Annotated in this window: 14 protein-coding genes; 8 read left to right on the forward strand and 6 right to left on the reverse strand. The window is 39.9% G+C overall.

All coding sequences use genetic code 11. The annotated features are described in order from the left end of the window. Positions 1-244: 244 nt before the first annotated feature. Complete coding sequence (locus tag ACLD71_RS01560) at positions 245-1144, reverse strand: SDR family oxidoreductase (RefSeq protein WP_411992609.1); 900 nt, start codon at positions 1142-1144, stop codon at positions 245-247. Positions 1145-1154: 10 nt separating this feature from the next. Beyond that, positions 1155-1892, reverse strand: a complete 738-nt coding sequence (locus ACLD71_RS01565; protein WP_137672581.1) for an SDR family oxidoreductase — start codon at positions 1890-1892, stop codon at positions 1155-1157. Positions 1893-2004: 112 nt separating this feature from the next. Between ACLD71_RS01565 and ACLD71_RS01570 the strand changes: the two genes are divergently transcribed. Further along, entirely contained in the window at positions 2005-2895 is an 891-nt protein-coding gene (locus ACLD71_RS01570) for a LysR family transcriptional regulator (RefSeq protein WP_411992611.1), read from the forward strand. Between the two features lie 350 nt (positions 2896-3245). Here the strand turns inward: ACLD71_RS01570 and ACLD71_RS01575 are convergent, their stop codons facing one another. Together ACLD71_RS01575 and ACLD71_RS01580 are read right to left on the reverse strand one after the other, a co-directional pair. Then, a complete protein-coding gene (locus tag ACLD71_RS01575) occupies positions 3246-4382 on the reverse strand; it encodes a DUF3179 domain-containing (seleno)protein (protein WP_411992613.1) in 1137 nt (378 codons plus the stop codon). Between the two features lie 89 nt (positions 4383-4471). Continuing rightward, the gene (locus ACLD71_RS01580; RefSeq protein ID WP_411992615.1) at positions 4472-6109 is read right to left on the reverse strand and encodes a sulfatase-like hydrolase/transferase; all 1638 of its coding nucleotides are present in this window, start codon (positions 6107-6109) and stop codon (positions 4472-4474) included. A gap of 165 nt (positions 6110-6274) precedes the next feature. Between ACLD71_RS01580 and ACLD71_RS01585 the strand changes: the two genes are divergently transcribed. Continuing rightward, positions 6275-7207: a helix-turn-helix domain-containing protein gene (locus ACLD71_RS01585; protein ID WP_411992617.1), complete on the forward strand. Its 933-nt coding sequence runs from the start codon at positions 6275-6277 to the stop codon at positions 7205-7207. 321 nt (positions 7208-7528) lie between these two features. On the opposite strand, the gene ACLD71_RS01590 is transcribed toward ACLD71_RS01585, so the two are convergent. Further along, a complete protein-coding gene (locus tag ACLD71_RS01590) occupies positions 7529-8086 on the reverse strand; it encodes a carboxymuconolactone decarboxylase family protein (protein WP_411992619.1) in 558 nt (185 codons plus the stop codon). 13 nt (positions 8087-8099) lie between these two features. Further along, the gene (locus ACLD71_RS01595) at positions 8100-8741 is read right to left on the reverse strand and encodes a redoxin domain-containing protein (RefSeq protein WP_411992621.1); all 642 of its coding nucleotides are present in this window, start codon (positions 8739-8741) and stop codon (positions 8100-8102) included. A gap of 287 nt (positions 8742-9028) precedes the next feature. Here ACLD71_RS01595 and ACLD71_RS01600 point away from each other — a divergent pair, with 287 nt between their 5' ends. The 6 genes from ACLD71_RS01600 to ACLD71_RS01625 all read left to right on the forward strand — a co-directional run bounded on the left by ACLD71_RS01600 (position 9029) and on the right by ACLD71_RS01625 (position 13404). After that, positions 9029-9622: a TetR/AcrR family transcriptional regulator gene (locus ACLD71_RS01600; RefSeq protein ID WP_411992623.1), complete on the forward strand. Its 594-nt coding sequence runs from the start codon at positions 9029-9031 to the stop codon at positions 9620-9622. Positions 9623-10019: 397 nt separating this feature from the next. Continuing rightward, positions 10020-10841: a helix-turn-helix domain-containing protein gene (locus ACLD71_RS01605; protein WP_411992625.1), complete on the forward strand. Its 822-nt coding sequence runs from the start codon at positions 10020-10022 to the stop codon at positions 10839-10841. A 139-nt stretch (positions 10842-10980) separates the two neighbouring features. Next, positions 10981-11781: an SDR family NAD(P)-dependent oxidoreductase gene (locus tag ACLD71_RS01610; protein ID WP_411992627.1), complete on the forward strand. Its 801-nt coding sequence runs from the start codon at positions 10981-10983 to the stop codon at positions 11779-11781. Between the two features lie 40 nt (positions 11782-11821). Further along, the gene (locus tag ACLD71_RS01615) at positions 11822-12133 is read left to right on the forward strand and encodes an EthD family reductase (RefSeq protein ID WP_411992629.1); all 312 of its coding nucleotides are present in this window, start codon (positions 11822-11824) and stop codon (positions 12131-12133) included. Between the two features lie 121 nt (positions 12134-12254). Continuing rightward, positions 12255-12899 (forward strand): DsbA family oxidoreductase, encoded by a 645-nt coding sequence (locus tag ACLD71_RS01620; RefSeq protein WP_411992631.1) that lies wholly within the window; start codon positions 12255-12257, stop codon positions 12897-12899. Between the two features lie 64 nt (positions 12900-12963). Continuing rightward, positions 12964-13404: a YiiD C-terminal domain-containing protein gene (locus ACLD71_RS01625; RefSeq protein ID WP_411992633.1), complete on the forward strand. Its 441-nt coding sequence runs from the start codon at positions 12964-12966 to the stop codon at positions 13402-13404. Positions 13405-13587 lie beyond the last annotated feature (183 nt).

Raw genomic sequence — 13587 nt, forward strand, 5'->3', positions numbered from 1 at the left:
TCCTCACAAAGTGAGTACCCAGCTTTGTCAATCCCTATCCACATATTCCAACTTGATACTCCAAACCAAATAAGAATGAACAGCTTCAGCATTGCTGGACTTAGTAATGGCGTAAAATGCCATAGCCAGCCGAAAGTAATAAATAATCCTAGTAGGATAATTCCACACACAAGTATGATTAATGTATGCATTTTATAACCTCACACTTTTAGGCCATCACCTCATCGCTGCACGTGCCTTGCTACTATTTAGCGGAAGGTGTTAAAAGGTCCGATAAACCAACACGATGTAACATTTCTGCTCTGAGTCGATCCAGAACCGCAAAACCAACATCGGCACCATCATTGGTCGGGTCAAAGAGGATACGAAACGGCTTGTCACCGAAAGGCTTAGATACAGCCTCGACAATCATATCTGCAACCGGATCCGGTCTAGCATCTTCAGGGACGATTTCAGCAAACGAATTTTGAATCTGCTCAGAAAAGTTAGCGTATGGCCCATTTTCATATTCATTGACGCATTCGATATCCTTTGGATGTCCTGAGTGAGCAAAGTGGTTTGTGCCTTTGGTAAACGCCCCTGGAACGACTATGGTTGTTTCAATCCCCCAGCGACTCAGCTCTCTTGCGTATTGAACAGCCAAAGAATCCATAGCAGCTTTCGCCGCAAAGTACGGTGACAAATAAGGCGGCGTGCCACCTGCCGAACTTGAGCTGGAAATCCAGATTAGGTAACCCTCATGACGTTTACGCATATGAGGCAATACAGCACGATTGAGCCGTTGCGCTCCCAAAACATTGACATCATATTGCTGAGCAAATTGTTCAGGAGTAAAAGCCTCGGCAGGTCCAAACATCATGTGTCCAGCGTTGTGGACTACGATGTCAATCATACTGCATTCGTCAATAATCGTGGTTACCGCCTGTTCAACAGATAACTCGGATTGAACATCTAATTCCAAAGGTTTGATAGACAGAGATTCAGCTCGACTTAATTCAACAATTTGCTGAGCGTTGACTGCATTTTTTCCATCTATCTCTCTCATGGAGGCATATACTTGATGGCCCGCGCGGGCGAGCGCTTCAGAAATGAGACGCCCAAATCCACTAGAAGAACCAGTAACTAAAATGACTTTCTTAGACACGATGCTCTCCTTAAATAACGCCGCCATTGGCTCGAAGAACCTGCCCATTGATCCAGCCACTATCTGTACTTGCTAAAAATGATACTACGGATGCAATGTCATCTGGCGTACCGAGTCTTTCAAGCGGGTTCATTTGAGCCATACGTTCAATCAGCTCATTCGGCTTACCTTTTAAAAACAGCTCTGTAGCAGTTGGCCCCGGTGCTACAGCGTTAACCGTAATCTCTTTTCCGCGCATCTCCTTGGCCATAATCGCGGTTAGCGTTTCAACCGCAGCTTTCGTAGCAGCATAGACACCATAGTTCTCAAGTTTAAGACCAACTACACTAGTCGAAAAGTTAATGACTCGACCGCCGTTATTCAGCCTTAATGAAGCCTCACGAAGAGTATTGATTGTCCCCTTTAGATTAATATCTATTTGTTTATCGACATGTTGTGTATCGGCCTTGGAAAGAGGCTGAAGTTCCATGATTCCTGCATTGTTTACTAATACGTCGACTTTCCCCCACGTTGATTCAATATGGTTGAACATCGTATTTACCGCCTTCGCATCTGATACATCGGCTTGGTAAGGCATAGCCTGTCCACCGGCTTCAGTAATCTGAGCAACGACCTGATTTGCTGCACTTTCACTACCAGCAAAATTCACCACAATGGCAAATCCATCCTTCGCTAAACGTTCCGCGATGTTTGCCCCAATTCCCCGCGAAGCACCAGTTACTAAAGCTATTTTTTTGAAGTTTGACATGAATCCTCCTTAGGATTGTGGTTGTTGTTTGAACATCTATCTAAAAAATAGCACCTTCGCGTTTGTGAATAATCAGTTATTATTCGGTATCAATATCCGAAAAAGTCGAACAATGATGGACAGATTTGACGCAATGCGCGTTTTTACAAGGGTTTTAGAGAGGCAGAGCTTTACCGAAGCAGCCGGAGATTTGAACATTGCCCGTTCTACCGTCACAGATGTGGTAAAGAAGCTAGAAGATAGAATTGGTGTTGTTTTGCTTGAACGAACAACAAGACGAGTTAGACCAACATTAGACGGTGAAGAATTCTATCAGCGGTGTTTATCGATAATTCAAGAAGTGGAAGATGCAGAAACCGCATTTACTGGCGTAAAGCCCAAGGGAGCTTTGAGGGTTGATGTTCATGGAACATTAGCTCGACACTTTCTAATTTCCAAGTTGCCACATTTTTTATCAACATATCCAGATATTGAGCTATATATGAGTGAAGGAGATAGGCTTTCTGATGCAATTCATGAAGGTATTGATTGTGTCATTCGAGTTGGAAATATAAGAACAGAAGAATTAGTGTCAAAGCAGATAGCTCTTTTAGATGAAGTGACAGTTGCTTCTCCTGAATATTTATCAAACTTTGGTACGCCGACGAGTGTCGAGGATTTAGCTGACCACAAAATGGTTGGCTTTCGGGCAACGGGAAGTAGTGTATCTTTACCCTTAGAGTTCATTATAGATGGGAAAATTCAATACTTTTCGCCAGAAGTTTCGATAATGGTCAATGCCGCTGAAACGCTCGTAGCCGCAGCTCGAGAAGGCTTAGGAATAGTACAAGTACCGAGTTATCACATAAAGAGAGATCTAGAATCAGGTGCATTGAGTACTATTTTGGAGCATGTCCCTCCATCTCCATCTCCTGTTTCAATTCTTTACCCGCGAAACAGGAAGCATTCAACGAGGGTTAGACTATTCATAGAGTGGTTAGAAGTTGCTTTCTCGACATCATGAAAATAAAAAAGTTATCAAAACTAGCCACCATTACGGAAATAAGGGCGCAATACCCAAATACCTACTAGTTTTTCCATTTTTGAGCTAGCTAGATTTATGCTAGCTGACTTTTGACTTTTGACTTTTGACTTTTGACTTTGACTTTTTACCTCTAGGCTGAAGATTTTCGATCACCTTGCATTTCAGACATTGCGAATAGCGGTGCCTTTCTGCACTTTGGGATAGCAAAAGTTATCCGATGGGTAGATTCAGCACGAAGCGCCCAACTCAGTTCTGTCCAAAAACGAGTTGGGAGCATAGTTCAGTAAACCACTACAATTAATGTGTTTGAGTAACATGCTTTTCACAGTTTAAGATGAAACCACCTGAGTGTTGGGGTACCAATGGCTCCATATCATCCATGGCATTCCAGAATAAAGGTTAACTCTTTGTAACTTACCAAAGGGGGAATTACCGTAAGCATCTATTGTTAGGTTATCTATTTCATGGATATCGTCAGTTATATAGAAAGCACCAATAGTATCTAGCTCAGCGTAAAAAACGAATGCAATGTGCTGTTGTTCTAGTTTAATGATTCTAATATTTTGTTCGGTAAAAGCATCCTTGGTGATAGCCAATGTTTCATCAGCAACTTTTATTCCCCAAATTACGGTTCCACTTTCTAATCGGTCATCAGCTAAGCTTAAAGTAGGGAACATTGGGGAGCCTTCATAATGAGGGGCTAATGCACTATCAAATAACTTAAGTGTTAACTTGTCATACCAGTTTGGTTCATAGTTAAATACTTCTCCCTTTGGGTAGAGTTTTTTATAGGAACTCCAAGGCATACGTTGGACCGGATATTGATCCAATTCCTCCTGACTATATTCAGCTGTAGCGGTGACTTGTTGGATAAGCTCCCCGCTATTTCTATCTGAAAAAATGAGATTGTTATGTACTTGGGCGATAACTTTAAAATCAGTGTCTTTTCCATTGATTTTTGGGTTAAATGCCATTGGCAAATTACTTAAAGCACAGTACGTCATTACTGTATCTTGCCCTGCTATGTTATCGCCAACGATATGAGGTAACTGCATCCAATCACGAGGATATCCTCGTGCATCGCCATCTATCTCTAAAACAAACATATCCGTATCATCATCTAATTTTGAGTCAGCTTCTTGAACTGACATAAACTGAGCGCCATATTGTTGAGAGCGTAACCAAAAATCAGGTGCGAAAAAATTGATGAAAAATACACAAGCAATAATACCCAGTGCATAGCAAACTTTTAACTTTTTAGAGAAAAAACGGGGGGTGTTATCGAGATAGAAAACCAATACTACCGCGAATAAAATTGCCACACTAAACACGCTTTTGTAGTCAAAATAAGTAAAAACCCAAGGTCTAGGCATGTCCAAGATTTGCCCGAACTCTGTTAACGCGACCGCACCAAATATCCCTATAACAACACTTATCAAAACAACTACCGATATCAATAAACGCATTATTTGTTTTACCTTTCTTTCCGAAGATAGTCTAAATAGAGTGGCAAGCCCTAACTAGTGTAATAGTTAAGGCTTAGAGCCTGTTTACATTAATGCCAAGATTTAAAATCATCGACCAGTTTTACTGTTTCAGGTCTAAGGTTTTCTATCCCTGAATAAGGGACACCTTTTCCTAATGGTAGATGTGGATATTTTTGAATCATCATCATATGACGTTTCATCATGTCTTGAAATGACGCTCCAGACCATAAGGCCATACCAATATGGGGGTTTTCTTCTCGCGGGTCGCGATAAACATTAAATACTGGTGCGGCAGCGCCAGGCATGCCTGGAGTGGGAACATGCATTTTAAACTCATTTTTCACTACAGCAGCCAAAGTTTCATTTTGGTAAACGTAGACATAATCTCTACGACCATTTGTCTCCCCTTCAAGTAACAAGGCTGTTTGGTCAATTCCGTCAATAATGCGATCTCTAGGAATTTGATCGGTGGCTTGCGCAATTCTTGCTATCGTGGTGTAAAGGTCACTGACATGAATAATATCACTAGCCGCGGAATTGGCTTCAATTACACCAGGCCAACGAACATAAGCATCAGTGCGAATACCTCCTTCTAAAAAGTCAGTTTTACCGCCTCGATAAATTAGCTCGCTTAAGCCAGAAGGACCGCCATAATGATACATTAAGCCGTTATCAGCCATTAAGATAACCACGGTATTATCTGCGATACCAAGATTATCGAGTTCGTTCAGGAATTCACCAAACCAAGTATCAAGCAGCTGTAGTTTCTCTGCCATGAAACCACCATTTCTTGTTACATTAGGTGTTTGGTCATGAACGAAATTTAGAGGGTATAGAGGCCAATACTGTAAATAAAATGGCTTGTTTAATTTAGAAAGTTGTTGGAGTTGATCAATTGCTTGGCGTTGATATCGAACATTCATTTCATGGTAATCAGCTTGGCTCCATTCATGGCCAGCAGGCATATGCACTTCTTTAGCCATTTCGCCCTTTCTTGCTTCTAACCCTGTAACCATTCCATTTGGTCGAAAGGTTTTATCAATAACAAAGTCATTATTTTGCATTGTATCATTCCAACCAAATAGGTTATTTGCCAATGCCGCTTCTTTTGTCATCAGTGATAACTGAACTTGTTGATGTGCAGGGAAAGCTGCATAATCAAACCCTTGATTATGTGGGTAGGATTCCTCAATATCGCCTTGGTGCCATTTACCTACATGTGATGTGCTATAACCTGCTTCAGATAGAACTTCAGCAATAGTAACTTCATCTTTGGATAATCCTTCCCCAACCAAAGTTACTTTCACTTCACTTGAACCACTACGAATAGGGTGACGCCCCGTCATCATTGCTGCTCGCGTTGGAGTACAAGATGGCTCGGTATACATTCGTTCTAGTGATAAACCCTCGTTGGCAAAGTCATTTATATTCTTAGTATTGACGCCCATTACATGGTTCATCTTCCGATTTCCCATCTGACCATAGCTCAAATCATCGACCAATAAGTAAATGATGTTTGGTCGCTCATCGCCATTATTCATGCGAATGTCAGCAAGTTTTTTATCGATTGCTTTGTCTTGCTCTTGCCACTTTTGTGAATGTTGCCGCTCTAGTATCTTATATTCTGCGTCATGAACTATGTCTTCAGCTTGTGCAGGTAGTACAAATGCACAAGCTAAAATGGTTAGAAACGATAACTCTTTCATCTAAAACTCCTTGATATTCCAACAAGAAAATCACTCCGAGCCGAAAAAAAATTCAACACTAAAAGGTTAATTGATGTAGTAAAAATGTAATTATGGCGTTAATAATTCACTTTTTTTATAATATATCGGCCAAAATTAAATATACTCCCAATCAGACTAAGGCCTATGATGATAAGTAGTGAAATCAAAATTGCTGGTATAGAGAGTTTAAATACGAAACTTCGAGACTGGGGATTAGATTTTGTGCAATTAGATCGTGGCATATTGGAAACAGGTTTAACAAAAGCCGAAATGCCTGGAATTAGCTTACAACATATTTCGTTTAGTAAGAAAATTTGGCAACGAGGTTCCCCCCCTAGTAATACGATTACCTTCGGAATACTGACTTCTGATGAAGCAGAGATAGTTTGGAATAATCAAGCCATTACTCCTACGACACTAGAACTATTTGGCAGAGAAGATAAGTTTGATATCGTTTCTCCAGCCGGATTTTCAGCGCTGACGTTTTCAGTTAATTATGATGAGCTGATGCAGCTTAAGGAGCAGTGCGGATTTCCGCTAGATATAGATTTGATTTCACTCGCTCACCGTGTCGAAAGTGCAAATCCACTAACGCTGAATAAACTCAAAATGTTGAGCGAGCAAATACTATATCTACAACCATTTGAAAACGCCCCCCACTTTGCTGAAGAGCTCAAATCAGACCTGAGTTACTTGTTGATATCTGCTTTGGACTCACCAAAGGTACACCGTTTTCCGATGATTAAATTACCGCGAGATAGATTAATTCAAAAAGCAATGATTTACATCCAAGATAATATCGCAACGCCTATTTTGGTTGGTGAGCTTTGTAGTCAGGTGTATACCAGTGCTAGAACGTTGACTCGCTGTTTTCAGAGTAAATTTGGCTTATCACCTAAAGAAGTCATTACCTACTTACGACTACAAGCTTTTAGACGTTGTTTAATTGAGAATCCTCAGCTTAAAATTTATCAAATTGCCTCTTTATTTGGTTTTTGGCATTTGTCAAAGCTAACGCAAGATTACAAATTAGTATTTGGGGAGCTACCAACCCAAACTCGTTTGAAAATGACCTAAATAAGACTATGTATATAGGCACACTTAAAGCATAGGAAAGTCAGCTTGTTACAAGAGTAAGGGAGCAATGCTCTTGTGCTTCTAGTTTCAATTTCGATTACAGATGGTGCTCACTGGCCAATTAAACAGTATGGTAAGGCCTGAGAATCGTAGACACTTTCCCGGTTCTAAGAAATGGTTCACCGTAACTCGAAATTGCCCCATTGCGAGTTAAGAGCTTTAAAACTCTGTGCTTGTTAACTGTATTTCTCCATACATATACTTATGAAAATACACGGCTATTAAAAGAGAGTACCAGTAGATACTCTCTTGGGTTTGCTCTTACCTTTCTGAAGGGTGGGTCCAATCAAAAACCTTTAAAGGTTCATCAACGGGTGTGCGAGATAATGCATTGGTGAAATTTGAAATGAGTTTGCAAGCTAAGCCTGTCAATACTTCAAGCGCATGACGCTCTGTATATCCTGCATCTAGAAAATTCTGCAATTTTTCATCACCTATATGGCCACGATTATCTAGTAGCTCTTTAGTAAAGACATGCAGTGCTTGCAGTTTGGCATCAGGTAACTCATTTCCTTCTCGTAGTGCTTCAATAATGCTTTCTGGCATATTGGCAGATTTCATGATCCACGTATGGCCAGGTACGCAATAATGGCAATTGTTTTCAAAGTTTGAGGTCATCAGAACCACTTGAGCTTCGAGTGGACTGAATAGCGTACTTTGCGTGAATAACTCATAAGTCTTCAAATAAGCTTGATAAGTTGCAGGGGCATCTGCTAACACTCTATGTAAATTAGGAATTAGACCAAGTGCTTTTTTAGATTGCTCCATTATTGCCTTTGAGGCTTCTGGTGCGGTTTCAATATCGTGGTAGTTAAACATAATAATTCTCTTATTATTTATTAATGGTGAAAGCATTTCGTAAGGCTTGAGTTAATCGTTCTTCACTTGCTCTTAGTCGATAATCTTCAGACTGATCTATCCATTGGATGACGCCATGTTCATCAATTAAAATCGATGTGGGGATAGACATAGATTTGTATTCAAATGAGGTAGGAAATGGTAACCCTAATACTGTTTTGGTTTTGGATGAGTCAGCCCCTAAAGCCTTATGATGTTCAACGCCATATTGTCTAACGACTTTCAGCTCTGGATCTGACAAAAGAAGAAGGTCTAAGTTATCTCGTTTAATGTGCGCTTTAGCTTGCTCTGCTGTATCTCCCGACAACGCAACAACCTTAATGCCATATTGGTCAAGGATCGGCTTCATTTCATCAAACATTTTCAACTCGGCGCTACAATAAGGGCAACAAGCACCTCGGTAAAATTTAAGAAGCACACGCTGATTCTTTAGATCCGCAGTTGAAAATTTTTCGTTTTTATATGTGATTGATTCAAAATGTGGAAATGTTTCTCCGATTGCAACTCTAATATCACCTAATGGGGTGTCTTTTTGACTAAATACCCAAATGAATTTACCACCAAGCAATATGGAAAAACTGGCCATAATTGCAACGAAAACAAAGCTCCAATCCATATCTATCACCCCCACATATCAGTGCACTTAAACCCAGAAAAACACCTGCGCCAAGTGCCAGCATAAGGACGATAGGGTTTTTGGGAGGGTTGTTCTTTTTTACTTTTAGGAAGTAATGCAGACTTCCGATTACCGTTGTGGCAAATCCAAGTAGTGATAGTGTTATAGCTGAAAACATTGCTTGTTCCTCATTTAATAGTGAAATGTACCAGTTAGTACAATTGCATTTAATGTACTAACTGGTACAATATGTGTCAATAAGAATTTTCATGTGGTTGTTGAGGAAAATGGCAAAAAAAAGACAGTTTGACGAGGTAGAAGTACTTGGGATTATGGCCAAATATTTTTGGCAGCATGGTTATGCGTCAACTAAAGTGGATCAATTGTCGATTGTTACAGGACTAACAAAAACCAGCATTTACAACGCTTTTGGTAACAAAGAAGCCGTGTTTAAATGTATTGTAGATTTCTATGTTGAACATCACATGTCTGTGATACTAAAGAGACTCGACACGGATAAATCAATATCAGAAAATCTTCAATATTTATTTGATAGTGAGTTATTAAATCCAGAGAATGAGTTACTCACCTATGGCTGCTTAATGACAAACAGTATTGTTGAGCTAAATTCAAACGAACCTTATCTTTATGACTATGTTGTAGGCAAGTTTGAACAAGGTCGTATCGCAGTACTGGCATTTTTTACTCAATATGAGAAAACAGAACGACTTGTTGATGGCATAGATGCAGAGCATCTAACCGACTTTTTCCTTACGTTTCGCCAAGGTCTTAAAGTTCAATCAAGAGGGCGCAGACCACATGAATCTCTTGCTCAATCTATACGTGCATTCATGCTTGTATTTAGTTCATTTGAAAAATAGGTTATGTGCAGACTATTATCGAATCTAGCTTTGTTACGGAATAGAAAATTTGGTTACAGAAACGAGGCTTCCCATACTACCAAGCCAAAGAGGTGAGCACAAAGCGATTAGCTATTCGTACTATCGCTCCCTACTTAGAAAATGGGCGTCAAATCTTGGGTTAGCCGCTAACCTTTATGGCAATCATTCTATGAGGTGAACCAAAGCAACACTTGTCTATATAAAAACTAAAGACATTCGAGTGGTACAGCTTTCACCCGAACATACAAAGGTAGGTAACACGCTCCGCTACCTTGCTGTTGAATTAGAAGACGCATTGTGTAGTCAGTTAGCCAGCGAGTAGACAACTTTAATCGGATTTATCCTTATCGTAGTGTTATTGAATGGTGCCTTTAAAATGAAAACAATCAAATATAACGGACGTGTTGTTTTTCAAAAACAAGATATACCCCGTTTCAAACGTATGCCACGTGTATTTGTAGACAGCGAAGCGTGCTTTGCGTTTGTTACTAATGGCGATTTTAACGTCAGGGAGCAGACAGAATCTGTTTCATTGAACAAAAACTGCGGAGTACTAGCAAAATGCACCAACTACTTTTATGAAAATACCAGCTACCATAATGATGAAGGTGTAGGTGAAGCGATTGGCATCTTGCTTTACCCTGAAATATTTCAGTCACTGTTTAACTTTGATATTAGCCAGTCAAACTACAGGGTTGATTATAATATTATGCAGGTTGAAGTGGATAGATTGCTTGAGCACTATCGCGACAGCATTAGCATATTGCTAGACTCTCCAGAGTTGGCGGATGATTTACTTATCGAGAGTAAGCTACGTGAATTTGTCATTCTTATGGCGAAAAGAACCAATGCCCCGTCTGAACTCGATTTTCTTGCTTCCATGTTTAAACCTAATTTTGCCAAATTTGAAGATATTATCCAAAGTAATCTGTATGCGGATCTGAGTGTGAATGAGTTGGCGGCATTGTGTCATATGAGTGTTTCTACCTTTAAACGTAAGTTTAAAGAGGTGTATTCAGAACCACCAATGAAATACATTACCAAATTAAAAATCAACAAAGCTAAGGTGTTACTGAAAGATAATAACTTACGTATCTCTGACATCGTTTTTGAAACGGGTTTCGAATCGATTTCCACCTTTAACCGTACCTTCAAAGGACAAACCGGTCTATCTCCTTCTGAATTTCGTTTAGCCTGACACCATACACCTATTCCTTCCGTACCGATTGGCTCGTTTGAGCTAATCTGAGCAATATTTGAACTTTTCTGAAGAGCCTACCTTCTCCAATTTCCATATAGTTACCCCATCAGCTAAACACAGATAAAGGTAACGAATAATGGGTATCAGCTTTAAAGAAAAATATGGTGATTGGGCTCTTATCACAGGTGCAACGTCTGGCATCGGTGCTGAAATGGCGAGTCAAATTGCAGCAAAAGGATTGAATATTGTTTTGGTTGCTCGTCGAGAAAAAGAACTTGAAGAGCACGCAGCATTGCTTGCGGATCGCTATGGAATTAAAACAATGATTGTTTCAGCAGATTTAGGTACGACTGAAGGGGTTGAAAAAGTTAAGCAGGTGAAGCAAGAAATAGGTTTGTTGGTACTCGCAGCAGGTGTTGAAATAAATGGTTCATTTGCTAAGACATCGTTAGCTAAAGAATTACAGATGGTGCAGCTTAATGTTACCTCTGTATTACAACTTACCCACCACTTTACACCAGCGATGGTGGAAAGAAAACGCGGTGGCATTCTAATGGTATCAAGCCTTTCTGGTCATATGGTTTCTCCATATTTTTCAAATTATGCAGGTACCAAAGCCTATGTTCTACAACTAGGTGCTTCTCTTCATGGCGAGCTTAAACCCAAGGGTATTGATGTAACCGTTCTTTCTCCGGGGCTAACTAGCACACCGATGACTGCTGATAATGGCATTGACTGGTCTAAATTGCCAATGGTTGCAAAAGACCCTGCGGAAGTAGCCGAAATTGCTATCAACGGTTTAGGTAAAAAAGCGGTTGTGGTTCCCGGTAAACGCAATCGAATGGCGGCTATTCTTTCTGGAATAATCTCCCACCAAAAGCAGGCCACAATGGGTGAGTCAATGATTGGCAAAGCAATGCCCAAGAACAAAATGTAAAACCAATAACTTAAAACTCAGATTAAAAAAGGTAAAAACAATGATTAAAGTATACGTACTGTACCCAAATAAAGATGATGTCACTTTTGACTTTGATTACTACTGCAATAAACATGTTCCTATGATCGGAGAGCTTTTGGGAGAGGCAGTAACAGGGGCTACTGTCGATGCAGGCATTGCCAGTGTTGTTCCCGGAGAAGCCGCACCCTATGTGGCAATCAGTACCATTTCATTTGATTCTATAGAGTCATTTCAAACAGCTTTTGGCCCACATGCAGCAAAAATTAAAGCCGATGTGCCGAATTTCACCAATGCTATTCCTATAATGCAGCTTAGCGAGCAAAAATTATAAAACCGCCAGTTTTCTACTGTGAAAATGAGCAGAATACAAATGGTCAATAAGTTTGTGTTCTGCTTAATGTTATTTTAGAAAATAAATCAAAGGCTAACATCATGGGAGTATTAGGAAAAATATGAGTAAGAAAATCAAATTAGATATAGTGTCAGATGTGGTTTGCCCTTGGTGCATTATCGGTTATAAGCGTTTAGATGCCGCCATAAAAGAGCTTGGTATAGAAGATAACATTGAGATTGAGTGGCAACCGTTTCAGCTAAATCCAGATATGCCGCCTGAAGGTGAAGACTTACGTGCCCACTTCAAAAGAAAGTACGGCACCACATTAGAAGACAGTATTCGTTTCAGAAAAGAGATGACAGAGCTTGGAGAAGACGTTGGATTTAAGTTCGATTACTTTGACGGACTAAAAGCGGTAAATACGCTTGATGCTCATATTCTTCTCGAATACGCAAAAAAAGTAGGTAAGCAAACCGAGCTTAAAAATCGATTATTTGCTTCGTTTTATAGCGAGCAAAAAGATATTTCTAACAAAAGCATTCTCAGGCAAGAACTGCAAAGTGTGGGTCTCAATGTAGAAGATGCAATGAAAAGTCTGGATGACGATAATATACGAAATCATGTCCGATCGCAGGAACAACAATGGAAACAAACGGGTATATCAGGAGTTCCAACGATTGTATTCAATCGTGAGAGTGCTATATCTGGAGCCCAATCAGTGGATACGTATAAGCAAGTATTAACTGAATTAGCTAAGGCGTAATTTCTGCCTCCCACTCAATCGAACTTTTACACTATTTTGGCGCTCTGAAAAGGTAACGGTCTATATGAAAAATAGAGAGTTTGAAGCCTACCTTCATCATCATATACCAGTATCAAAATCTCTGGGTATCGGGGTGAATACTTGTAGCGTCAAAAATATCGAGCTTACCGCACCATTGAAAATAAACATCAACCACATGAATACGGTGTTTGGTGGCAGCTTATCTGTTGTCGGTATTCTAGCTGGTTGGTCTTTAGTTTATGCCCAGTTGGAGGGTGAAAAGCATCAAATTGTTATTCAAGAAAATAACATTCGATACCTGAAACCCGCCAATGGTGATGTTCGTGCAATATGTAAGTATGACAACCATACACTGTGGTCTCGGTTTCATCGTGCGTTTCAACGTAAAGGCAAAGGACGTGTTCAAATAGCCTGCAATCTATTTTGTGCTGATGAGTTGGTTGCTACTTTTGAGGGTGTATATGTCGTTTTTAATAAAAAGTAATTACTGAATGTTTAGCAATACAAGAAGTAACCTGTAAAGTAAGAGTGCTCTAAAGATTGTAACTCATTTCTGTTACAAAACGATTTAAAGCGGCCGTTCTAAATCGTTTTGCCCCGAAATCACTTAAATCAACGGCTTTAGCAAAAATGATAAAGAACAAGTCAGGTTAGGATAACTCATTTA

The organism is Agarivorans sp. DSG3-1 (assembly GCF_046774965.1).
Classification (GTDB): domain Bacteria; phylum Pseudomonadota; class Gammaproteobacteria; order Enterobacterales; family Celerinatantimonadaceae; genus Agarivorans.